The organism is Paenarthrobacter nitroguajacolicus (assembly GCF_051027655.1).
Lineage (GTDB): Bacteria > Actinomycetota > Actinomycetes > Actinomycetales > Micrococcaceae > Arthrobacter > Arthrobacter nitroguajacolicus.
Map to the genome: position 1 here is coordinate 2,903,390 of NZ_CP073234.1, position 21,971 is coordinate 2,925,360.

Consider the following 21,971-nt stretch of genomic DNA (forward strand, 5'->3'; position numbering starts at 1 on the left):
GCTAGTCCGGGGTGAAGTGCCAGATGGTTTGTGCCGACTGGCTTAGGCCGGCTTGGCGGCCAGCATGCGCTCCAGCGCAATCTTGGCGTTTTCCTGCACGGAGTCGTCCACCGTGATCCGGTTGACAATGCGTCCTTCCACGAGCTCCTCAAGGACCCAGGCGAGATAGCCAGGGTGGATGCGGTACATGGTGGAGCACGGGCAGATGACGGGATCGAGGCAGAAGATGGTGTGCTGCGGGTTTTCGGCGGCGAGCCGGTTCACCATGTTGATCTCGGTGCCGATAGCGAACGTGGTGGGTTCGGTTGCGGCAGCGATGGCCTTCTTGATGAAGTCGGTGGAACCGGCGGAGTCGGCGGCGTCCACTACCTCCATGGGGCACTCGGGGTGGACGATCACGTTGACGCCAGGGAAGTCCAGCCGGGCCTTTTCGATCTGGCCTACGTTGAAGCGCTTGTGGACTGAGCAGAAGCCGTGCCAGAGGATGACGCGGGAGTCCAGGAGCGCTTGTTCGTCGTTGCCGCCGAGTTCCTTGCGCGGGTTCCACATGGGCATCTGTTCCAGCGGGACGCCCAGTGCCTTGGCGGTGTTGCGGCCCAAGTGCTGATCGGGGAAGAACAGGACCCGCTGACCGCGCTCGAAGGCCCATTCCAGGACCACTTTGGCGTTGGACGAGGTGCAAACGATTCCACCGTTGCGCCCACAGAACGCCTTGAGCGCAGCGGAAGAGTTCATGTACGTGACGGGGATGACGGGTACACGCCCTGATGCGTCCGGCTCCGTGCCGAATATTTCCTCCAACTGCTCCCAGCACTCCTCAACGGAGTCTTCGTCCGCCATGTCCGCCATGGAGCAACCCGCAGCGAGGTTCGGCAGGATCACGGCCTGTTCAGGCGTTGAGAGGATGTCCGCCGTTTCGGCCATGAAGTGCACGCCACAGAAGATGATGGCTTCGGCGTCCGGCTTGGTCAGTGCTGCGTTGGCGAGCTGGAACGAGTCGCCGACGAAGTCTGCGTACTGGATGACTTCGTCACGCTGGTAGAAGTGGCCCAGAATTACGGCGCGGTCCCCGAGCGTCGCCTTGGCGGCCCGGATGCGGGCGTCAAGTTCGGCGTCGGTGGCTTTCTTGTACTCTTCCGGCAGCTGGCCTTGGCGCGGCGTGGCTTGGGGCGCAACGTCGTCACTTGAGGCACCCGGGCCGTAGGCGGGCTCGCCGGCGAGGGCCTCGGCAAGGTCGTACTCCCATGGGCCCCTGGCCAAGGCAGGGCTGCAGGTGGACCCTGCGCGGGAGAGGCCCTTCTCGGCTTCCTCGCGAGTGATCAGCTGGACGGCAGTGTTGACGCTGCTCATGGTGTACTCCTGTTATCTGGCCCGAGGCCGGGCGTGCCGGTAAAGCGGTAGAGGCGTGGTGGGCGGTGTTTTCCGCCTTGGAGGTATTCACCGGTTTCTTCGATTTCCGGTGTTGCCTTGACGTGCCTTCGGAAGTTTGCGGGATCGAGCTGGCGGTCCAGCACGGCCTCGTAGACTTCGCGGACCTGGGCGAGGGTGAAGAACTCTCCCAGCAGGTGGTACGCGATGGACCCGTACGCCATCTTGTTGCGGAGCCGCCAGAGGGCGTAGTCAACGATTGCGTTGTGGTCAAAGGCCAGTTCGCCGAGCCGGTCTGCCCGGAACCAGCGCACATTCTCGGATTCGTCGGCGAGGGCAGCTTCGGTGGGTTGAACCAAAGCCCAGTACACAATGGAGACGACCCGCTGGGTGGGTGACCTGTGGAGGCCTCCAAACGCGTAGAGCTGCTCCAGGTAGTGGGGCGCGAGGCCGGTGGTTTCGCGGAGGTTTCGCGAGGCCGCATCCTGAAGCGATTCGTCGTGGGCCAACGGCCCACCCGGGAGGGCCCACATGTCTTTGTACGGTTCGCGGATGCGGCGGACCAGCGGCAGCCACAGCGTGGGGCGCCCGGACTTCTCGCTGGGACGGAGGGCGAAAATCACCGTAGAAATAGCCAACGACGGCGGCGCGAGCCGCCTCTCGGCGACGTTTGCTGAGTTGGTGTTCACGGCGTTCACCTCGCTTCATCGCCGTCCCAAACGCTCCCACCAAAGCGGAGTGTTAGTTAAAGTCATGTTGACTAGAACTAATGGTACGACTCGACCGGCGGTTAGCAAAATGCCTTGCGTCACACTGTCTTCACGGCCGCTTCCATCAGCGGCAAAGTGCGACCTTGGATGTGGCTGTTCAGGACAATGACCGACGAGCACCGGACCACCGATTTGGTTGCGATCATGGCATCGAGCACGCGCTGCATATCCGGGTTGGACCGCGCCGCGATCCTCACCATGAGGTCCGAGTTCCCCGTGACCGTGTGGACCTCAATAATCTCCGGGATGGCACTGAGGCTTTCGATGATGGCGTCGTGGCCTATCTCCTGCGTGATGGTCACCGAGCAGAACGCCACCACCGGAAAACCGAAATTGGCGGGATCAGGCTGTGGAACCCAGGAACCAATAACACCGTTCTCAATCATTCGGTCGATCCTGGACTGCACCGTAGCCCGGGCAACCTTGAGCACGCGGGAGGCCTCCAGCACTGAGGATCGCGGTGAATCGGTGAAGAAACGTACAATTTTTGCATCAAGCGCATCGACCAGCATCAAAGTTCCTGTCCCCGGGGATCCGTACCCATCACATCGCCAAAGCAAAAAGTGATGTATCTTACAAACTGCGAGAATTATTCCACGGCTCTTGCTGCGTCGTCGACGCCTGCGTGCCAAGCCCATGAGGCCAGCACGCCAAACCAGCATGTAATCCATAGAAGGTAGACACGTATGACAACGAAGTCCATCGCGGCTCCTGCCCCAACATCCGGCCTCGGCCATTCACTCAAACCGCGCCAGCTCACCATGATGGGGCTCGGAAGTGCGATCGGCGCAGGCCTCTTCCTCGGCTCCGGAGCGGGCGTCCAGGCCGCCGGCCCGGCAGTGCTTATTTCCTACCTCGTGGCCGGGACGCTGATCATCCTGGTCATGTGGGCCCTCGGCGAGATGGCAGCTGCCAACCCGAACAGCGGCGCGTTCTCCGTATACGCGGAGAAAGCCATGGGCAAGACCGCCGGCGGAACCATCGGCTGGCTGTGGTGGCTCCAGCTGGTGGTGGTCATTGCCGCCGAAGCCATCGGCGCAGCCGGACTCCTGTTCTCCATCTGGCCGGTCATCCCCGTTTGGGTCCTTGCACTGGTCTTCATGGTGGTCTTCACCGGAATCAACCTGGTGGGCGTCCGCAACTTCGGCGAGTTCGAATTCTGGTTCGCCATCCTCAAGGTGGCCGCAATCGTCATCTTCCTGCTGATCGGCGCAGCCCTGCTGTTCGGTTGGCTGCCGAACGTTCCCTCCCCCGGATTCTCAGCTTTTGGCGACTTTGCACCCAACGGCATCGGTGGCATCGCCGCCGCCTTGTTCGTCGTGATCTTCGCGTTCGGTGGAACCGAGATCGTCAGCGTTGCTGCTGCCGAAACCGAGAACCCTGCCCATAGCGTTGGCAAGGCCATCCGCACGGTGGTCTGGCGCATCCTGGTCTTCTACATCGGCTCCGTGTTTGTCATCGCAGCCGTTCTCCCCGTGGGCTCGGACGGCCTGAAGTCCCCGTTCGCCGGCGTACTGGACCTTGCGGGAATCCCCGGCGCCGGCGCAGCCATCACCCTGGTGGCCGTCGTTGCCCTGCTGTCCGCGCTCAACGCCAATCTCTACGGCGCCTCCCGCATGATTTTCTCCCTCTCAGAGCGGGGGGAAGCACCCCGCTTCCTGTCCCGCCTCAGCGGCTCAAAGGTTCCCGTCGCCGCCGTCGGAATTTCGGTTGCCTTCGGCTTCATCGCAACGGTCCTTGAACTGCTGTTCCCGGAAAAAATCCTGCCCGCCTTGCTGAACCTTGTGGGCTCCACTTGCCTGGTGGTCTGGGGTACGGCGCTGGTGTCGCAATTTATCCTGCGCCGCAGGGCGGATCGGGACGGCACAGAGCTGCCGCTGCGCATGAAGGGATTCCCCTTCCTCACCATCGTCGGCCTCGTCCTGCTGGGCCTGATCCTGGTGGTGGGCTTCGCCAACCCGGAAAGTGCCGGACAGCTGATCGGAACATTCATTTTGATCCTGGTCATAGCCGCCGGCTGCTTCATCAACGCCAAGTCAAAGGCCGCCAAACACTCCACATCCGTCGAGTAACCAACTGCTTATCACCGCAAGAAAGCCCTGCACAGTTTGTACTGTGCAGGGCTTCTTTGTGTGCCCAAATTGTACAAAGTGTTTCGTTTGAACTGAGCTGATTGCGCACACCATCATTGGGTGACTAGGGTCACAGCTATGACTACACATCCTGTGCTGGCCGCCGTCGATGATGACGCGGCCCCGCTCACCCACCAGCAACTACGTGAGCTGTACACCCTGATGGCAGCCGTCCGGCACCTGGACACTTCGGCCGTGGCTTGGCAGCGCCAAGGGATCATTCCGGGCTACGCGCCGGAGCTCGGCCAGGAGGCCGCGCAGGTGGGCAGTGGCTACGCCGTTGACCGGACCAGGGACTTCGTCTTCCCCACCTACCGCGAGATGGGTGTTGCACGGGCGATGGGCCTGGACATGGTGGGCTACATGTCCACGCACAAGGCCACGTGGCACGGCGGAATGTACAACCCGCTGGAATCCAGGTTCGCACCCATCCAGGCGGTGGTGGCAGGGTCAGTGCTGCACGCTGTGGGTTGGGCCCACGGCCAAACCCTGGCCGGCCATGCCACAGGTGAAACGGGCGTAGCCATGACGTACTTTGGCGACGGAGCTTCCTCCCAGGGCGACGTCCACGAAGCCATGAACTTCGCCGCCGTCATGAAAGCCCCGGTGGTCTTCTTCATCCAAAACAACGGCTGGGCCATCTCCGTCCCTACGGAACGCCAAGTTGCCGGAGGCTCCGTCGCAGCTCGCGCCGCAGGCTACGGAATCCCGTCCGTGCAAGTGGACGGCAATGACGTCGTGGCAGTCTACGAAGCCACTCGTTCTGCTTTCACGCACTGCCGCGCGGGCAACGGCCCCGTGGTCATCGAGGCCATGACCTACCGCCGCGGTCCGCACTCCACCGCAGACGATCCCGGCCGCTACCGCACGCTGGAGGAGGAACGCCTCGACGCCGGCGAGGATCCGCTGGAGCGGTTCAAGCAGCGGCTCCTCGCCGAAGGAGTGGCCGACGAGGCCTTCTTCGCGGATGCACAGCGATTGGCCTTAGAGGAAGAAGAGGCCGTCCGGGCGGGCATTGCGGACCTGGGCCCAAGGCCCGGCGCCGAAATGTTCAGCCTGGTCTTCCAGGAACCAACGCCAGCCCTTCAATCCCAGGCCACCGCGTGGCGCGAGGAGTCAGAACATGCCTGAGACCATCACCGATCTGCGAATAAAAGACAACAGCACGGAAACCGCTACAGACGGCGTTCAACAGCTGTCCATGCAGCAAGCACTCAACCGTGCACTCGACGAAATCCTGGCTGAGAACCCCAAGGCCGTCATCTTTGGCGAGGACTGCGGACAGCTGGGCGGCGTCTTCCGCATCACCGACGGCCTCCAGGCGAAACATGGCGAGGCACGCGTCTTCGACACCCCGCTTGCCGAGTCCGGCATCCTCGGCATGTCCGTGGGCCTTGCAATGGCAGGCTTCCACCCCATCCCGGAAGTCCAGTTCGACGGTTTCGCCTACCCGGCCATCAACCAGATCGTCTGCCAAATCGCGAGGATGAACTACCGCAGCCGCGGCACCCTGCCCATGCCCATCACCTTGCGCGTACCCAGCTTCGGCGGCATTCGCGCACCGGAACACCACGGCGAGAGCCTGGAGGCGCTCTTCGCCCACGTTCCCGGGCTCAAGGTGGTCTCCCCCTCCAACCCGCACGACGCCTACCACCTGCTGAAGTACGCTGCCACCCGGCCGGACCCGGTGATCTTCATGGAGCCCAAATCGCGCTACTGGCAAAAGGGACCGGTGGACGTCACCACCGCGGTGCCCGGCGAGGCAACCCACGACGGCGACACGCCCTACGGCGGCAGCCTGACCGGCGCCCGGGTGGCCAGGGAAGGCCGTCACCTCACCCTCGTTGCCTGGGGTGCCATGGTCTCGCGCTGCCTGCAGGTTGCTGAGTTGGCGGCCGAGGACGGCATCGACGTCGAGGTCCTGGACCTGCGCTGGCTTAAACCGATTGACGCAGAAGCCCTGGCGAGGTCTGTCGGGAAGACGCGCCGCGCCGTCGTCGTCCATGAAGCGCCGCTGACCTCAGGTTTGGGTGCGGAGGTGGCCCAGCTCATCACGCAGAGCTGCTTCGCCACACTCAAGGCGCCGGTTGAACGCGTGACCGGCTTCGACGTGCCCTACCCCTCCGGAGACCTGGAGGACGAATACATCCCCAACATCGACCGCATCCTCTTTGGGATCCAACGCGTCCTGGAGTACCGCCGTGGCTGAAATTTCCTTCCCGCTCCCCGACCTCGGCGAGGGCCTCATTGAGGCGACCGTGCTGGACTGGCTCGTGGAGCCCGGCCAGCAGGTGGAACGCAACCAACCGATCGTGGAGCTCGAAACCACAAAATCGGCCCTCGAATTGCCGAGCCCGCAGGCGGGTAAAGTGGTGCGTATTCACGGGGCGCCCGGTGACACCATCAACGTTGGCGAACCGCTGATTGTGTTCGAGGTTCCGGACGACACCGCCGGGATCGTGGGCACTGTTCCGAAGGACGAAGCACCCAAGCGCCGGGTCCGCCTGAGCGCCGTACTCGATGAGGACTGACATGATGACCGGCAGGCACACCATGGAACAGCACAGGCACACGGTAGAGGGAACGGACCCCGGGTTGTTCGTGGAAGTTCACGAGCCGGCCACCGACGCCGGCCTGCGCCCCGTCCTGCTGATTCACGGCTTCTCGTCTTCCACGAAACTGAACTGGGTGGACAGCGGGTGGATCACCACCCTTCAGGATGCCGGCCGCCGGGTCATCACTGTGGACCTTCCGGGTCACGGCCGGAGCCACTCCCCCGAGGACCTGGATTCGTACACGCCCAGCCGCATCCGCGCTGACCTTCTCCAAATAGTGACCGACGCCGGCGCGCGGCCCTTGCGCGACGGCGACCCGTCCACGGGACTGGACGTCATCGGCTACTCGCTGGGATCGCGGCTGGCTTGGGAGTTTGGCGCCACCCAGCCGGACCTGGTTCACCGTATTGTCCTGGGTGGGCCGAGTTCAGCAGATCCGTTGGCAGCTTTCGACCTCGTTGCTGCGCAGCGGCACCTGGCAGACGGCACACCCATTGAAGACGCCTCCACCGCCGGGCTCCTGAAGATGGCCCAGATGCTTCCAAGCAACAACCTGTTCGCCATGTTGTCACTGATCGAGGCCATCAAGGGCGAGCCCTTTGATCCCGCGGAGGCCGCCCCGCACATGCCCCTCTTGCTCGTAGCCGGCGAGAAAGACGAACGGGCGGCCACCATGCCCGAGTTGGCCTCGATCGCCGGCAAGCGTGGAGGCATGGTGGAGACCCTGGTGATTCCGGGGCGCACCCATACCAATGTGATAACCAGCCGGGCGTTCAAGGAAGCCGCCGTCGAATTCCTCGGCGTATAGAAGTCAGCGGGCCAGCCGCTCAGCATTAAGGCTCATGCGTTCCAGCACGCTGAGGGCCATTGCGTACTCGTCGATGCCGATGCCCATGGACAAGTCCTGACGCGCATCTTCCACCATCCGCTGGGCCTCGTGGTATTTTTCCCGACCGCGTTCGCTCAGTGCCAGCCTGTCATCGATCATGGTGATCATTCCCCGCCCCACCAGGGCTGCAAGTTCCCGCTCGCGCAGCCGGACGTCGCCGCCCCACAGCGGCTGGAGGATGTCCTCCAGCTGATCAGGCAGCAGGGCACCCTCTGAAAGGGTGCCCAAGGCGTGCCATTGGCGCTTAGTGAGCTTGATCCTGGCCAAGGTGGCGTCCAGCTGGACTTCCAATGCGGCGTCCAGCCGTTTGATCCAATATCCGATGGGCTTGTTCACAAGGCCATGCTTTCAGCGGGGGCGCCACCGGGCAAGGTCTGGACGGTAGGCTTGGGAGTGCAACGAATTACGTGGAAGTGGAGCAGATGGGCATGCGTTTCAAGGACCGCGCGGAAGCCGGTCGACGCCTGGCTGAAGGACTGCCCCAGCTGAGGGAACGGCCGGATACCATCGTCCTTGGCCTGGCCCGTGGCGGGGTCCCGGTAGCCGCAGCCGCAGCTGCAGAACTGTACTTGCCGTTTGGCGCTGTACTGGTCCGCAAGCTGGGCATTCCGGGGCGTGACGAGACCGCTTTCGGGGCATTGGCTTGGTCCCGGGGGGACGTCCTGCGGATCGTCAACAGGCCCCTGAAGGAGCTCGTCCTCGCCCACGGCATTTCCCAGGCCGCTTTGGATGCAGTGGAAGCGCATGAGCGTGCCGAACTTATCCGACGCGCCACCCGCTACCCGGGTATCGGCCACGATCTCCGGGGGAAGACCGTGGTGCTGACCGACGACGGACTGGCTACAGGAGCCACCATGCGGGCAGCCGTGGAGGCGGTCCGGGCCGGTGGTGCCAGCACCATCGTCGCCGCGGTACCGGTTGCCTCGCTGGAAGCCTCGACGTCGCTGGGTCGGGTTTGCGACTTTGTGATGGCATTGCACACGCCCGGAAAATTCCATGCTGTTGGCGCCTTCTACGAACGCTTCGAGCAGTTGTCGGACGACGACGTCGTAGGTCAACTTGAAGCTGCAGAGGCCAGCGGCCGCAAGTAGTCGCCGTCGTCCATAAACGCGAAGAGTCCAGCATGGACGCAGAGACGGGCGCGGTCCCCTGGACCGCGCCCGTCTTTTGGACTCTGTTGGAGCGCCTAGTGATGGACGCTGTAGCCCAACGGCCGGCCGCGGGTTTCCTTGGCCAGGATCACGCCTATGGCAGAGATGACGCACAGCACCATGATGTAGATGCCCACTGAGCCGGACCACTTGGTGGTGTCCAGGAGTGCTTGGGCAATGAGCGGAGCGAAGGCGCCGCCCAGAATTGCACCCAACGCGTACCCGATGGAAATTCCCGAATAGCGGACCTGCGCCGGGAACATCTCGGCATACATGGCAGACATCGGACCGTAGGACAGACCCAACCCAATGGTGAGGACGAACAACGCGGTTCCGTAGAGCACGATGTCCTTGGAATCGATCAGCACGAACATCGGAATCATCCAGGCGAAGACCAGGCCGTAGCCGATGATGAAAGTCTTGACGCGGCCTATCTTGTCCGACAACCAACCGCCCACCATAGTGAAGATGAGCCAGCCGAAGGACGCGATGGTGGTGGCCAGCAAAACCTGGGGCGTGGGCATCTTCAACGTACGCGTGGCGTAGGAGATGAAGAAGGCAATCAACAAGTAGCCAGCGGCGTTGTTGGCGATGAAGATCAGCGCGGCCAGGACTACTTCCTTCTTGTTCTTCCGGAACAATTCGCCCAGCGGTGCCTTGCTTTCAGCCTTTCGCTGGGCGATCTCCTTGAAGACAGGGCTCTCGCCAACTGCGCGTCGAATCAGGTAGCCCACCACGATGAGGACCACGGACAGCAGGAACGGAACGCGCCATCCCCAAGACGCGAAATCTTCCTTGGACATGCCCGACTGCAGCAGGAACAACAGCCCGGTGGCCAGGATCATACCGATCGGAACACCGATCTGCGGGTAGGCGCCGAAAAGTCCGCGCTTTTTGAGGGGCGCGTGCTCCACAGCCATCAGTGCAGCACCACCCCATTCGCCGCCGGCCGAGAATCCTTGGACAACGCGCAGGGTGATCAGCAGGATGGGAGCCCAGACGCCGATGGTGGCATAGGTGGGCAGCATCCCGATCAACGCGGTGGCAGCACCCATCATGACCAACGTCATAACCAGCACGGCCTTGCGGCCGAGGCGGTCACCGAGGTGCCCGGCTACGAAGGCACCCAGAGGCCTGAACAAAAAGCTGATGCCGATCGTGGCGAACGACAGGAGCTGAGCGACGCCCGGGTTGGACTTCTCCAAAGGAGAAAGGAACAACGGGGCCAACAGCGTGGCCGTCAGCTGGGCAAAGATGAAGAAGTCGTACCACTCAATGGTGGTGCCCACCAGCGTCCCGGCCAGAACCCGGCGCTCTTCGCGCTTGGTGCTGGGCCCTGACGGTGAATCGACAGTGGAAGTTTCGGTCATTGGAACTCCATGGGGTGAGAGTGACTGGTCGGCGCGGGACATGCATTAACCGACAGAACGGTCAGTTAGGAAAGAATACTACAACCTGTGACTCAAAGCACAGACCCCTGTCGTGTCGGCCACCATAGAATGGTTCGCATGAATCCCCGCAGCGACGTCAAAGGTCCGCCGGAAACGGCAACGCAGGTTCCGCCGTCGCAAACGCTCTCCCGCGGAATCCGTGCGCTGGAAATTCTGGCGGCAGCCGAACGCCCCCTCAGCATCGCCGAACTCACGGAGGCCCTCGGCGTCCATCGGTCCGTGGCCTACCGAATTCTGCGGACGCTGGAGGACCACTCGCTGCTGGTGCGTGACGACTCCGGCCGCGTGCAACCTGGCCCCGGGCTGTCCGTCCTGGCCCGCGGAGTCTCACGGAACCTGCAATCGGCAGCACTACCCGAGCTCACCCAGTTGGCGAACACACTGCACATGACTGCATTCGTGGCGGTGTGGGACCACCAGGAATGCATCAATCTGGTCACTGTTGAGCCGCGACACTCAGGTGCCGCCCTCGCGCAGCACCCGGGCAACCGCCACCCCATCGCCACCGGCGCTCCCGGGATCGCCATCCAATCAACCATGACGGAGGACCGCTGGCAGCAGGTAGGAGCAGGAAACCCCTACCGCGCCGAAGCGCACGAGGCCCGCCGCCTGGGATACGCAACCAGCCACGATGAAGTCATCGCCGGCCTGTCCTCCATCGCTGCCCCCATCCGGGTGCCTGGCGGCCGGCCGGCGGCGATCGCCGTCGTCTATATCCGCTTGGACCAGGACGCTGACGCCGTGGGCAAGGCGCTGGCCGCCAGCGCCGCGCGGATCGAAAGCCAGCTGGCCTGAAACCTCCTCCCTGAACCATTCCTTTCAGGTCAAGTGACGTGCCCCACAGCACAAGACGGCAGCCCGGGGAAAGCGAATACTCGAACAAGGACCGGACACACCGTCCGGTCCTTCTTTCGAGCACGAGAAGGAACCCATGAGCCTGAATCTCCTTGATACCTCCAACTGGCTGCCACTGGACGGCCTGGCCCCCGGCTTCGACGCCAACAAGGCCCCTACCGTGCAAGACCTGGCAGGACAACAGTTTTCCGTCAGCGGCGACGGTGGACCCATGACTTTCAGCTTCGACGACGAAGAAGTCCAATGGGCTGCCGCCAGTCACGCCGGGACATCCACCTATGAGGCCTTCCTGGTGGCCGAGGAGTTGTACTACGCCCAATGGCAGAACCCCCAGGACCCGGAACTCGCCGTTTCCCTGGTGTTGGACCTCTTACACGGCCGGGCACTCTACATTGGCGCCACGCTCGGCAGGGCAACCCCCTCCAGCGTGGCCGTCCATCACGATTTCCGCCCAGGGACGCTCGATGGATACCGCGCCACGGGCACGGAAATCTCCGAAAGCCGTGCACTCATCGGCCGCCGCGTCGAATGGGTCTACAGCGAAACGCATGCCTACGAACACATCTACCTCAGCCCAACCTGGTACACGTGGCAGTGCCTGGCAGGTCCTGAGCGCGGATTGGCAGACACGGACTCCAACACCGTATTTCAGGTCCGCCCCGGGATTTTCGTCTTCACTTGGCGCGAGAAGGTCATACCCTGCGGCTCGGTCACCGTCGCCGACCACCGTGATCCCAACGCCATCAGGTCCCATGGCAGCCTCTTCGGCTGGGACGAGGCAGGAAGGGAACCCGTGCACTTCACTTTCGGTGCACACGGCCGCCTGATCAGCATCACCCAGCACAGCCCGGAATTGAACCCCGCCCTGGACCCGGCCATGCGGGATTAGCCCAAGCAAAGAGGACAACAATGAAGCCCCGGCGAGCGCAACGCCCGCCGGGGCTTCATCTATGGTGCGCGGGTTATCAGGCCTCCGAGCCGTGGCCGATCCGAGCGTACAAGGCAGGCTGCGAGCGCCGGAGGCGCAAGCCCCAGATGACGCCCGCAACCCCGGGCAGCAGCACCAGCAACGGCAAGACGAACGTAGCGGCCGTTGACTCGGTCTGTCCCAGCAGGACGTTGAAGTTCGCCATGATGAGCACAAAGACAACGGCAAGAAGCACGAAACCCAGGCCTGGAGCGATCACCCTTACCCACAGGTTTGCCCCGTGCTGCTGCCGCCGGAAGAAACCGATCACAGCTACCGACACCACGGTCATCAGCAGCACCAGCCCCATGGCACCGCTGTTGGTCAGCCAAGTAAACATAGTCAGCACGGGATACAGTTCACCGAGTTCGGAACTTGCACCGGCAATCGCAAAGCCAAGCGTTACGACGACGGCGATCACCGTTTGCGCCAGCGAACCGGCGAACGGTGCCCCACTTTCCGCCCGCACCTTGGCGAGCGCCGACGGCAGGACGCGCTCGCGGCCGAGGGAGAAGAAATAGCGCGCTACGGCATTGTGGAAACTAACGAGTGCGGCGAAAAGGCTGGTGACAAAGAGAACCTGGGCGATGTCGCTGAGCAACAGGCCCCCGTGGGCGCCAAGGAAAGCGAACATCATATCTGGTCCGTCAGTAGTTGCCGCCTCGACAACGGCGGACGGCCCTGCCCCTACGGTCATTGCCCAGGCGGAGACGGCATAGAACACGGCAATGATTCCCACAGCTGCAAACGTTGCCCTTGCGACCGTTCGTTTGGGGTCCTTGGATTCCTCACCATAGATTGCAGCGGATTCGAAGCCCATGAAGGCGGCTATTCCAAAGGAGAGGACTGCGCCGATCCCGGGAACAAAGAGGCTTTCGGGGCTCAAAGTCACTGCACTGATGCCTTCCGGAGCCACAGCCAGGCTGACGATGTCGTACACGATCACCACCAGGAATTCGAGGGCCACCAGGACACCAAGCACCTTTGCGGACAGGTCCACCCTGTTCACACCCAACCATCCGACGACGGCAATGCAGGCGAGCACCGGGATCCACCAGGGAACGCTGATGCCAAGCCGCGCAGATAGGAGCGAGGAGACCGTGAAGCCGAACAACCCATAGATGCCCACCTGCATCAGGTTGTAGGCCATGAGTGCAATCAGCGATGCCCCCACGCCGGCGGGCCTGGAGATGCCCTGCGCTATGTAGGCGTAGAAGGCGCCGGCGTTGGTGACGTAGCGGCTCATTGCCGCGTAGCCCACGGCGAACAGCGCCAGGATTCCGCCCAGAATCAGGAATGACAGCGGCACCCCGGTCACGCCGGTGACCGCGAAGGTGGTGGTCACACCTCCTGCCAGCACAGTCAGCGGTGCGGAGGCCGCGATAATCATGAAGGTCACTGCCGGTACGCCGAGCCGCCGTTTGGTACCGACTGTTCCGGCGGTCCTGCCCTTGACGGGGTTATCCACGCTCATAGTGTGCTCCTGCCTCGGTGCCGCGGGAGATTGCACGGCACGGTGTCTGTCATTCCGCAATCTTCCACCGCAGGAAGCGTGCGTGACTTGTCTCACACGGCAGGGTATTTGTCGCTGCACGCAAGCACGGCGGCACGTGGGCCCCGGTGTAGAATCGTGGGCAAGCTCACGTCCGCGTTATCGGCATACCGGCCCCGGAGGCGGCGTCGCCCGCGGGCCATTGAAAGGGAGTTTGATGACCGTCGCGGCTGATACGGGCCCCGCAACCGTGCAAACCATCGTGGCGGAGTCGTTCCAGGAGTGGAGCAAAGCAATATCCACCTCCTTCGTGCCTCTGTTGGCAACGGGGCCGCGCAGTTCTTCCCTCCAGGGGGCAGCCTTCCACGGAACCATGCGTGCCCGGGTGCTGGGGCAGATCTCCGTAGTGGAGATTACTGCCGGACCCCATACCGTCCTCCGCACACCGGAGCTGATTGCCAAGTCCACAGGGCGATTCTTCAAACTCAGCATCCAACTCGCTGGTTCGGGCCGCCTGGTTCAGGACGAACGCGAAGCCGTGTTGCGTCCCGGTGATCTCTCCATCTATGACACCTCCCGGCCCTATCAATTAACGTTCGACGACGACTTCCGCACTCTGGTGCTCATGTTCCCGCATGTTCTGCTGGACCTGCCAGCCGAAGCCATGGGCCATGTCACTGCCTTGCGCATTCCGGGCGACGAGGGCCTTGGTGAATTAATCAGCCCCTTTCTGGTAAAACTGGCCGACAACCTTGAAGCCCTCTCGGGCTCCAACGGGCTACGGCTGGTCCACAATGCACTGGATTTGGTGACCACACTCTTCAACGGTGAACTCGATCAGCTGATCGAGACGGGACGGGATCCGCACCTCCTCCTGCTGGGCCGCATCCACGATTACATTGAAGCCAACCTCGGTGACCCGGAGCTCTCCCCCGGAACCATCGCCGCTGCCCACTACATATCGACGCGGCACCTGCACGATCTCTTCCAGGAAATCGGGACTACGGTGGCCTCGTCCATCCGGCAACGACGACTCGAACGTTGCCGGCGCGACCTCAGGGATCCGGTCCTTGCCGATCGACCGGTCACTGCCATCGCAGCCCGGTGGGGGTTCACCGACGCCGCCCATTTCAGCAGGATCTTCCGGGCAGCATTCGGGAACTCCCCCACCGGTTACCGCAACGCCTCGTAGCAGCTACGCCTGGGGCTGCCGCTTCAAGACTAAGGACGTGACTACGCCCAGCAGCAAAAGGCCGGCGGCCGCCGCCATGGAGACCACGAACGCCGCACCCGGGCCTTGCGTTTCAGCCAATTGCCCGGCCAGATAAGAGCCCAAAGCAGTTCCAGCCACGATTCCGCTGGCCAGTGCCGTCATCACCGTTGCCATGCGGCCGGCCGGCGCCACCACTCCGCCGATGCTGAAGACAGTGACCATCACCGGCCCTACGGGGATGCCCAGTATCAGCAGGACAAAGATCATGGGCCAGATACCCGCCGGAAGAAGCAGCAAAAGCGACAAAACGGACATCGCCAGCGCTGCCGCTATCCAGCGGGAAGCCAGGCTGAACCGTTGCGGCCAGAATGCGACGGATAGCGCTGCTACAGCTGAGCTGAGGCCCATTGCTGCGTATAGAAGTCCAGCGATTTCGGCAGTGGCGTACTGTGCGGAAAAGGCACTCAGGGCGTTTTGGGTTGCCCCAAAAAAGGTACCCATGCACACCATCGCGAAGACCGGCACGGCCACCACCGCGCCTGCCCAACGGTTGCGGCTCGCAGGACTTACCGGGGCCGCTTGCTCTCCTGGAGGCACGGCGCCGGCACTCGGCTTCCGAGGTGCCGGTACAACCGCCAGCTGGCTGGGATGGATCGCAAAAGCAGGAACCAACGTGATGGTCATGACGGCTGCCAGGGCGAGCGGCAACCAGGGTGCCACCATGCTGGCGAGGACCCCCACCAGGGCAGGGCCTAGGACGAAGGTGATCTCGTCCGCTGTCCCTTCATAGGACAGCGCGGTGTCCAGGTCAGCCCGGTTGGCCGCGACGCTTCGGCCTCCGTTGGCTGAGGACTGGGATACATTGCGGGTTGTCAGTGCCATCCATCGGACACGGGCCATGGGACCCACCTGGGGGCAGCTGGCTCCCGCGAGGAAAGCTGCAATGAGGACGCCAACTGCGTCGGCCACCGAGCCGTACGCGGGAGTGAGGTAAGCCGCAGCAAGGAGCCCCGCGACGGCGAGTGTGTTGATGACCGCTGCCACGAGGAGTACGATCCGTTGTCCTGCCCTGTCAGCCAGGGAGCCGAGGACGGGAGCACCCAGGGCCGAGCCGATGCCAACCGCTCCGGCCGCCATGCCGCCGATCGCGTAGGAATGGCTGACGGCGGTGACCAGCGTCAGGGTGCCGACTGTCAGCATGGCCAGGGGAAGCCTGGCGAAAAGGCCCAGCGGAAGGAAACCGGGTCCGGCCAATTCGGGAAGCCGCGCGAAGCGGCCCGGAAGGCGTGAAGGGCGTGCGGGAGCCGATGATAAAGGCTGTGAAGCTAGAGAAGACTTTTCCATTAATCCGGGTTCGCTAAAGTGTGCGCATCGTCCCTCCTCCCGATGCGCGCGACCCGGTGTAACGGGTTAAGTCTATCGGATAGCTGTCAGACGGGCACGGCGTCGGCAATCCGCACGCTGGAACCGTGCCTGCCCTTGACCACTTGTAGCTGGCTGGTGATGCGTTGCTTCATCTCCCCGACGTGACTGACCAGCCCAACTACCCGGCCGCCGTCGCGCAGTCCCTCCAAGGCATCCATCACTTGTTCCAGGGCTTGTTCATCGAGACTGCCGAAGCCTTCATCAACAAACAGTGTCTCGATGTCCACGCCGCCGGCCTCCTGCTGGACGGCATCGGCAAGGCCAAGTGCCAATGACAACGACGCCATGAAGGATTCGCCGCCAGAGAGGGTGGAAGTGTCCCGGCGCTGGCCAGTCCATTCGTCTACGACTTCAAGCCCGAGGCCGGACTTCGCTCCCCTGGCGGCCTTGGCGTCCGTATGTTGCAACGTATATCTGCCGTCGCTCATGGCCACGAGCCGCTCGGAGGCGGCAGTTGCCACCTGTTCCAGCCGTGCAGCGAGGACGTAGGTGTTCAAGCTCATCCGGTAGCTGTTGTCGCCCGATCCCCTCAAGGTGTCGGCCAGCTCAGCAAGCATGTGCGCCCTGTTCCGCGGTTCGCTTCCCGCTTGTGCCAGGGTTTGATACTCCCTCCGCAACCGGGCAACAGCGGCCGCCGATTTTCCGGCCATACCCGCAGACAAAGCCTCGGCCCGCGCTGTATCTGCGGCATTGGAAGCAATCAGCTTCGATTCAGCAAGTTCAGCTTCTCCCAAGGGAAGCTCGCCTATGTTCGCTTCCTTGGCGGCAAGGACCAGGTCCTCGCTGGCAAACAACTCATCCAAGCGGGATGATTCAGCGTCGAAATCAGCCAGGTCTTTCTCAAGACCCACAACATCGGCCGGTGAGAGTATCTCCCGGCGAGCGTCGTCAGCGGAGGTGAAACCGGATTCCGGCAAGGCCTTTTCAAGCGACGCGGCGGCGTCTTCCCGGGCTTGCTCCGCCCGTTCCAGTTCCACATCTGCGTCCGCGACGGCTTGCAAGAGCCCGCGCTCAGCCATGAGTGCATCCAGCCGTTCACGCAGGCTCGGAAAGTCCCCCCTTAAGCCAGCCAGATCCGTTTCAAGGGCAACACATTGCTCCTGAAACAGGTGAACAGCTGACGACGCCTGTGCCGCCTTGCTCACGGAAGCGTCGTGTTCTTCCTGCACCAGAGAGATCCGCTTGGTGAGGGCTTCCTGCCGGCCACGAAGCTTCTCCAGCAAGCCTGCCGCCTTTCGTGCCGCCGAGGCAGCGTCTTGGGCGGATATCTGTTTGGCCTCTGCTTCAGCAGCATCGGTTGCACCCCCTTGGGCAACCAGTCCGGCAAGCACCTGGGCTGCGGAGGAAACTTGTTCGGTGAGGAGCCCCAGGGCTTTTTCACTGGCCTCGAACTGTTCCTTGGCTTCTTCCTCTTCCTGGGCCAGGGAGAGTGCTGATCGCACTGCTTCGGCAGGATTGGGGTGCTCTTGGCTGCCGCAAACAGCGCACGGCTTACCGCTTTCCAGTGCCGCGGCCAACTCCCCTGCTGCGTTGGCCAAACGCAGCTCGCGGACGTCGAGCCACTGTTGCCGGAGGTCCTGTGACGCCGACCGGGCCTGGAGCTGCTTTTCGGTAACCTCGGCCAACTCGCTGGCAGCCGTTACATGGCGGGCTACGATTCGAACCAGCTCAGCCGCAGCCTCAGCATTCCGTTCCAGTTCTGTCAGTTGGCCGGCCAAAGGCTCGAGGGGCCGAATTTGCGATTCCACAGTGGACACGTCTTCGCGCAGCTGTTCCAGCACGGACGCCGAAGCCTCGGCAGCGGCTTGATGTTCCGCCGTTTGACTACGCTTGGCTGCAAGGCGCGCCGTGATCTCTTCCAATCGCTGCTCATCGGGCAGCCGTGCCTCAAGAACTGCGCTGCTTGCCTTGACGCCTTCCAAGGCAGCGGCAGTGTTTGTTGCCTCCAAGCCGACCGCGGCAAGCTTCCCTCGCAGGCCTTCCGTCCGCGCAGCCGCAGCTTCGAGTTTGCGCGCTGCAGTATCGACCGCTTCCAGATGGCCGCCGAGAACAGCGGCACGTCGGTGCTTTCCGAGCTTCTCCTTGTTCTCCAGAGCCCGGGGCGCTGCCAGCTCCAGCAGGACCCGCCGCTGCATCGCAGCGCCGAGCCGCCCATGCCGTAGCGACTTCTCCTGAGCTTCTTGGAATTGTTCCATCAGGCGGGTAGCCAGGGATTCTGCCTCAGCGGCCTCGTCCTGCCGCCGCTTCCATTCAGCACTGACTTCCGCTTCCACAGCGGCAAGCCAGGCCTGAGGTTCCTGTCCTGGCTCCTTGCCGGCGGTTGGAGCGACTGCGGCAAGGCCCAGCTGTTCCTGCTCCGATGCAACCCGGTCAAGCAGCAACTTGAGTTCTGACGCGTTCTCCTGCACGGCCCGGGTGGCCTCGGCTGCTTGCTGAACAAGTTGGCGTTCAACAGCTTCAAATCGTTGCGTGCCGAACAACTTTTGCAGCAGTTCCAACCGGTCGTTGGCCTTGGACCTCAGGAAAGCCGCGAAGTCGCCCTGGGGCAGCATCACCACCCGGGTGAACTGCTCCCGGTCCATCCCAAGGACGTCCGAGAGCTCGGCACCTACCTCATCGTTCCTGGAAGATTTCTCTTCCCAGCTTCCTGCCACCCGTTCCCGGAGGAGGGTCTTGGCCTGCTGGGTGGTGAATCCGTTGCGGCCGCGGGCGCTGGGCCGTTCCCACGCCGGCGATCGCGTCACTTCGAAACGCCGCCCGCGTGCTGAGAACTCACAGACCACGCGCGGCTCCGCGCCTGGCGCCGCATGGTCGCTTCGTAGCCGTTTCCCTTCCTGGCGGGCACCCGGAACGGACCCGTACAGGGCGAAACAGATCGCATCCAGAATGCTGGTCTTGCCGGCACCCGTAGCGCCGTTGAGGAGGAAAAGGCCCTGTGCGCTCACATGGTCGAAGTCAATGTGTTGGGGCGTCGCAAACGGACCGAAGGCTTCGATGTCCAAACGATGAATTCTCACAGCTCAGCCTCCTGCAACCGGACAGCTTCAAGTGCTTCCTGCAGCGCCGCTTCCTCTGCATCGCTGGCACCGCGATCCCTGACGTGTTCCAGGAATCCACAGCAGACTCCAAGGTCGTCTTCGGCAGCGGCGAGCCGATTGCTGTAACTGGTGGAAGTCCGTGGCCCTGCACCTTGGGGATCGAAGGAGAGAACCAGGGTGTCAGGGAAGCGGGTGCGCACCTTTTCCATGGCCTGCGCAGGCCGTTGCGCATCCGTCAACGTGATCTGGCAGTAAGCACTCTCTGCCCAGGCATGCTCTTCGGCACCGAGCAGATCATCCAGCGTTCCACGCAAGGTGGCAAGGGATTTGGGAGCATCCCACACAACTTCCTCAACAGCGATCACTCCATGGGCGTCAAGGTCCACCAGCCAGGCGCCTTTATGGTGCTTGGCTTCCGAGAATGAATAGGCCAAGGGAGAACCGGAGTACCGGACATTGGGTGCCAGCTCCTGCCGCCCATGGAGGTGTCCCAGTGCGGTGTAGGTGAAGTCTTCAAAGAGATCCAATGGAACTGCTCCCAGGCCGCCGATGCTCAGGTCCCGTTCGCTTTCCGAAGTAATGCCGCCGCTGGCAAAGGTATGCGCTAGAACCACCGGATAAACGGGTCCGGATGCGCGGCGGGCTTCAACATCCTGCCGGATCCGATCCACTGCCGCCAAGGTGACATCAAAGTGGTTGGCGTTTTCAGCGCCCAGACGCTCAGCCACAAGCCGGGGTTCAAGATAGGGAATGCCGTAAATGGCAACGTGGCCGCTTCCGGTGCCGTCCTTGCCATGCCCATCGGCGCCACGTCCATCGGCTCCGAGGGGCAAGAGGATTGGAACATCAAGATCTTCCACGCGCGTTCTCAGGAGCACTCCCCCGCGTTCCAACAGGCGGGAGGCAAAGCCCAGCCTGATGGCGGAGTCGTGGTTGCCACTGGTCAGGACAACCCCGGCCCCTGCCTGAGTAAGGCGCACAAGGGCATCATCCAGCAGTTTGACCACATCCAGCCCGGGCAAGGCACGATCGTAGACGTCTCCTGCTATGAGCACCACGTCAACGGACTTGGATTCAACCAGCGATACCAACTGGTCCACGAAGTTGCGTTGGGCTTCAAGCATGCCAACGCCGTGGAATGACCGGCCAAGGTGCCAATCGGAAGTATGAAGTAACCGCATATTCTCAAGTTAACCGGGGGCACCGACAATAAAGCGCAGGCGAGCCGTCCGCCGTCGACCCCGTGCGGTTATTTGCCCTTTTTCCCGTCGAAGAAGTCGCGCGCGTCATCACTGACCGGCGCAGCCGGAACACGTCGGGAAGCGTCCTCGTCAGATTTCCCAGGAGCTTCGTTGACATGAACGTCCTCAACCGGCTCGTCATTGGCATCGAAGGAGTCGTTCACCCCATCGCTGCCGCCATGGACGTCGTCGGTCACGGCGACGGTGGCCTGTGACAGGCCTTGGAAGCCACGGAAAGCGAGACCCGCAAGCGCGGCACCCATCAGCGGGGCCACCCAGAAGAGCCACAGGCCCTCAATCGCCCAAGGCGAACTGAAGAATGCCTGGGCCGTTGCCCGAGCGGGGTTGAAGGGAAGGTTTCCCAGGACCTGCCCCAGCTGAAGCAGGACAGCCATTGCAAGGCCTACCGCGAAGGGGGCCATGGCTGGAAGAGCACGGCGTCCAGCGGTCGCGCCAAGGAATACGGCCACAATAAGGGCCGAACCGAGGACTTCGACCAGCAGAACTCCTGCCATCTGCGTTTGCGCGGAAGCATGCTCACCGAACCCCGGGGCAACGACGTCGAACGCCGCCCTGGCGTCCGTGAGGACAGGCACGGTGGTCACCACGAAATAGATTAAGGCAGCACCAACGACGCTGCCAATGATTTGGGCCGCCACATAGGCCAAGGCCGCCACGGCCCGGATGCGGCCGGCAATCAAATTGCCTAAGGTGATCACCGGATTGAAATGCCCGCCGGAGACATAGCCGAAAGCCAGCATTGCCACTGTCACCGCCAGGCCCGTGGCAAGAGCCACCGGCAAGGGCGCCCCACCAGGATTCGAAAATATCCCGACTCCCACCGCGGCAACCACAACGAACATCGAACCCAAAGCTTCAGCCGACAGCCGGGCAAGTAGTCCCGGTTGGTGTTCAGGCGTCGCTTGTACAGGAGAGGTCATGTCGAATGGGTCCTTACGGTTGGTATGGATGCCGGATTGACCGGCTGCACGCTGGTATTGGCAGGGGTAACGCAAGCCCAAAGCCACTGAGTATCCTGCCAGCAGAGTCTGGACGGTTGCTGAATCCCGCCTCCAAGCTTATCCACCCAAGGCAATGGCAGCGATGGCAGTGGCACCAAGGCCCATCACAGCCAGCGTGCTGACCAGGACAAGCCGGGCTGATGCCGCCTCGTTTCCGACCTGGAGTTGGCGTGAGCGAACCCACACCACGGACGCCAGCACGATGGTGGCAAGTGCCGCCATGAGTGCACAGATCCCTTGGTAATCAAGTCCGGGGAGACCGGCGACGAGGTTGCCCGTGGAGGGCTCAGACGTCAGCCAACTCCGCCAAATGAACAGGTCCACTACTACCAACGAGATCAGCGTCCGGCGCCATGCCAAGGTGGTGCGCTCGGGCTGCAACCCGGGGTCGCGGACTTCCAT

The 21,971-nt window shown here is 62.8% G+C and carries 20 protein-coding genes; 9 read left to right on the forward strand and 11 right to left on the reverse strand.

Going from position 1 to position 21,971, the window contains the following annotated elements; translation table 11 throughout:
- Positions 1-42: 42 nt before the first annotated feature.
- The 3 genes from nadA to KCX59_RS13785 form a co-directional block, all read right to left on the reverse strand.
- The gene (nadA, locus tag KCX59_RS13775; protein WP_179017199.1) at positions 43-1,350 is read right to left on the reverse strand and encodes a quinolinate synthase NadA; all 1,308 of its coding nucleotides are present in this window, start codon (positions 1,348-1,350) and stop codon (positions 43-45) included.
- Positions 1,347-2,066 (reverse strand): NUDIX hydrolase, encoded by a 720-nt coding sequence (locus KCX59_RS13780; protein ID WP_011775198.1) that lies wholly within the window; start codon positions 2,064-2,066, stop codon positions 1,347-1,349. Before KCX59_RS13780 ends, nadA begins: the two co-directional genes overlap by 4 nt.
- Before the next feature lie 110 nt (positions 2,067-2,176).
- Positions 2,177-2,650 carry an Lrp/AsnC family transcriptional regulator gene (locus KCX59_RS13785; RefSeq protein ID WP_091468276.1) on the reverse strand — a complete coding sequence of 158 codons (474 nt, stop codon included), beginning with the start codon at positions 2,648-2,650 and terminating at the stop codon, positions 2,177-2,179.
- Between the two features lie 174 nt (positions 2,651-2,824).
- Between KCX59_RS13785 and KCX59_RS13790 the strand changes: the two genes are divergently transcribed.
- The 5 genes from KCX59_RS13790 to KCX59_RS13810 all read left to right on the forward strand — a co-directional run bounded on the left by KCX59_RS13790 (position 2,825) and on the right by KCX59_RS13810 (position 7,633).
- Positions 2,825-4,210, forward strand: a complete 1,386-nt coding sequence (locus tag KCX59_RS13790) for an amino acid permease (RefSeq protein ID WP_178996776.1) — start codon at positions 2,825-2,827, stop codon at positions 4,208-4,210.
- A 138-nt stretch (positions 4,211-4,348) separates the two neighbouring features.
- The gene (locus tag KCX59_RS13795) at positions 4,349-5,401 is read left to right on the forward strand and encodes a thiamine pyrophosphate-dependent enzyme (RefSeq protein ID WP_178996777.1); all 1,053 of its coding nucleotides are present in this window, start codon (positions 4,349-4,351) and stop codon (positions 5,399-5,401) included.
- The gene (locus KCX59_RS13800; protein ID WP_178996778.1) at positions 5,394-6,479 is read left to right on the forward strand and encodes an alpha-ketoacid dehydrogenase subunit beta; all 1,086 of its coding nucleotides are present in this window, start codon (positions 5,394-5,396) and stop codon (positions 6,477-6,479) included. Before KCX59_RS13795 ends, KCX59_RS13800 begins: the two co-directional genes overlap by 8 nt.
- On the forward strand, positions 6,472-6,801 hold the full coding sequence (locus tag KCX59_RS13805) for a biotin/lipoyl-containing protein (RefSeq protein WP_017200407.1): 330 nt from the start codon (positions 6,472-6,474) through the stop codon (positions 6,799-6,801). The genes KCX59_RS13800 and KCX59_RS13805 overlap by 8 nt, the downstream gene beginning before the upstream one ends.
- A 1-nt stretch (position 6,802) precedes the next feature.
- A complete protein-coding gene (locus KCX59_RS13810) occupies positions 6,803-7,633 on the forward strand; it encodes an alpha/beta fold hydrolase (protein ID WP_178996779.1) in 831 nt (276 codons plus the stop codon).
- Between the two features lie 3 nt (positions 7,634-7,636).
- On the opposite strand, the gene KCX59_RS13815 is transcribed toward KCX59_RS13810, so the two are convergent.
- A complete protein-coding gene (locus tag KCX59_RS13815) occupies positions 7,637-8,050 on the reverse strand; it encodes a MarR family transcriptional regulator (protein ID WP_179017198.1) in 414 nt (137 codons plus the stop codon).
- Between the two features lie 86 nt (positions 8,051-8,136).
- Here KCX59_RS13815 and KCX59_RS13820 point away from each other — a divergent pair, with 86 nt between their 5' ends.
- Positions 8,137-8,805 (forward strand): phosphoribosyltransferase, encoded by a 669-nt coding sequence (locus KCX59_RS13820; RefSeq protein ID WP_218649052.1) that lies wholly within the window; start codon positions 8,137-8,139, stop codon positions 8,803-8,805.
- A 95-nt stretch (positions 8,806-8,900) separates the two neighbouring features.
- On the opposite strand, the gene KCX59_RS13825 is transcribed toward KCX59_RS13820, so the two are convergent.
- Positions 8,901-10,235 carry an MFS transporter gene (locus KCX59_RS13825; protein WP_179017196.1) on the reverse strand — a complete coding sequence of 445 codons (1,335 nt, stop codon included), beginning with the start codon at positions 10,233-10,235 and terminating at the stop codon, positions 8,901-8,903.
- A gap of 129 nt (positions 10,236-10,364) precedes the next feature.
- On the opposite strand from KCX59_RS13825, the gene KCX59_RS13830 reads away from it, so the two are divergent.
- Positions 10,365-11,111 (forward strand): IclR family transcriptional regulator, encoded by a 747-nt coding sequence (locus tag KCX59_RS13830; RefSeq protein ID WP_370628992.1) that lies wholly within the window; start codon positions 10,365-10,367, stop codon positions 11,109-11,111.
- A gap of 136 nt (positions 11,112-11,247) precedes the next feature.
- Positions 11,248-12,060, forward strand: coding sequence for a MoaF C-terminal domain-containing protein (locus KCX59_RS13835; RefSeq protein WP_179017195.1), 813 nt, complete (start codon positions 11,248-11,250; stop codon positions 12,058-12,060).
- Positions 12,061-12,136: 76 nt separating this feature from the next.
- Here KCX59_RS13835 and KCX59_RS13840 read toward each other — a convergent pair whose 3' ends face one another.
- Positions 12,137-13,612 (reverse strand): APC family permease, encoded by a 1,476-nt coding sequence (locus KCX59_RS13840; protein ID WP_179017194.1) that lies wholly within the window; start codon positions 13,610-13,612, stop codon positions 12,137-12,139.
- Positions 13,613-13,847: 235 nt separating this feature from the next.
- Here KCX59_RS13840 and KCX59_RS13845 point away from each other — a divergent pair, with 235 nt between their 5' ends.
- On the forward strand, positions 13,848-14,822 hold the full coding sequence (locus tag KCX59_RS13845; protein ID WP_179017193.1) for a helix-turn-helix domain-containing protein: 975 nt from the start codon (positions 13,848-13,850) through the stop codon (positions 14,820-14,822).
- 3 nt (positions 14,823-14,825) lie between these two features.
- Here KCX59_RS13845 and KCX59_RS13850 read toward each other — a convergent pair whose 3' ends face one another.
- The 5 genes from KCX59_RS13850 to KCX59_RS13870 all read right to left on the reverse strand — a co-directional run bounded on the left by KCX59_RS13850 (position 14,826) and on the right by KCX59_RS13870 (position 21,971).
- Positions 14,826-16,187, reverse strand: a complete 1,362-nt coding sequence (locus KCX59_RS13850) for an MFS transporter (RefSeq protein ID WP_179017192.1) — start codon at positions 16,185-16,187, stop codon at positions 14,826-14,828.
- An 86-nt stretch (positions 16,188-16,273) separates the two neighbouring features.
- Entirely contained in the window at positions 16,274-19,285 is a 3,012-nt protein-coding gene (locus KCX59_RS13855) for an AAA family ATPase (RefSeq protein ID WP_179017191.1), read from the reverse strand.
- Complete coding sequence (locus tag KCX59_RS13860; RefSeq protein ID WP_179017190.1) at positions 19,282-20,487, reverse strand: exonuclease SbcCD subunit D; 1,206 nt, start codon at positions 20,485-20,487, stop codon at positions 19,282-19,284. The genes KCX59_RS13855 and KCX59_RS13860 overlap by 4 nt, the downstream gene beginning before the upstream one ends.
- A gap of 68 nt (positions 20,488-20,555) precedes the next feature.
- Positions 20,556-21,488: an MIP/aquaporin family protein gene (locus KCX59_RS13865; protein WP_179017189.1), complete on the reverse strand. Its 933-nt coding sequence runs from the start codon at positions 21,486-21,488 to the stop codon at positions 20,556-20,558.
- Between the two features lie 138 nt (positions 21,489-21,626).
- Positions 21,627-21,971, reverse strand: a complete 345-nt coding sequence (locus KCX59_RS13870) for a DUF202 domain-containing protein (RefSeq protein ID WP_091468324.1) — start codon at positions 21,969-21,971, stop codon at positions 21,627-21,629.

What these genes read in the sequence shown, in the direction of transcription:
- nadA (WP_179017199.1), bottom strand. Translation starts at nt 1,350, where the DNA reads ATGAGCAGCGTCAACACTGCCGTCCAGCTGATCACTCGCGAGGAAGCC.
- KCX59_RS13785 (WP_091468276.1), bottom strand. Translation starts at nt 2,650, where the DNA reads ATGCTGGTCGATGCGCTTGATGCAAAAATTGTACGTTTCTTCACCGAT.
- KCX59_RS13790 (WP_178996776.1), top strand. Translation starts at nt 2,825, where the DNA reads ATGACAACGAAGTCCATCGCGGCTCCTGCCCCAACATCCGGCCTCGGC.
- KCX59_RS13795 (WP_178996777.1), top strand. Translation starts at nt 4,349, where the DNA reads ATGACTACACATCCTGTGCTGGCCGCCGTCGATGATGACGCGGCCCCG.
- KCX59_RS13800 (WP_178996778.1), top strand. Translation starts at nt 5,394, where the DNA reads ATGCCTGAGACCATCACCGATCTGCGAATAAAAGACAACAGCACGGAA.
- KCX59_RS13810 (WP_178996779.1), top strand. Translation starts at nt 6,803, where the DNA reads ATGATGACCGGCAGGCACACCATGGAACAGCACAGGCACACGGTAGAG.
- KCX59_RS13820 (WP_218649052.1), top strand. Translation starts at nt 8,137, where the DNA reads ATGGGCATGCGTTTCAAGGACCGCGCGGAAGCCGGTCGACGCCTGGCT.
- KCX59_RS13825 (WP_179017196.1), bottom strand. Translation starts at nt 10,235, where the DNA reads ATGACCGAAACTTCCACTGTCGATTCACCGTCAGGGCCCAGCACCAAG.
- KCX59_RS13830 (WP_370628992.1), top strand. Translation starts at nt 10,365, where the DNA reads ATGGTTCGCATGAATCCCCGCAGCGACGTCAAAGGTCCGCCGGAAACG.
- KCX59_RS13835 (WP_179017195.1), top strand. Translation starts at nt 11,248, where the DNA reads ATGAGCCTGAATCTCCTTGATACCTCCAACTGGCTGCCACTGGACGGC.
- KCX59_RS13840 (WP_179017194.1), bottom strand. Translation starts at nt 13,612, where the DNA reads ATGAGCGTGGATAACCCCGTCAAGGGCAGGACCGCCGGAACAGTCGGT.
- KCX59_RS13845 (WP_179017193.1), top strand. Translation starts at nt 13,848, where the DNA reads ATGACCGTCGCGGCTGATACGGGCCCCGCAACCGTGCAAACCATCGTG.
- KCX59_RS13850 (WP_179017192.1), bottom strand. Translation starts at nt 16,187, where the DNA reads ATGGAAAAGTCTTCTCTAGCTTCACAGCCTTTATCATCGGCTCCCGCA.
- KCX59_RS13860 (WP_179017190.1), bottom strand. Translation starts at nt 20,487, where the DNA reads ATGCGGTTACTTCATACTTCCGATTGGCACCTTGGCCGGTCATTCCAC.
- KCX59_RS13865 (WP_179017189.1), bottom strand. Translation starts at nt 21,488, where the DNA reads ATGACCTCTCCTGTACAAGCGACGCCTGAACACCAACCGGGACTACTT.
- KCX59_RS13870 (WP_091468324.1), bottom strand. Translation starts at nt 21,971, where the DNA reads ATGGAAGTCCGCGACCCCGGGTTGCAGCCCGAGCGCACCACCTTGGCA.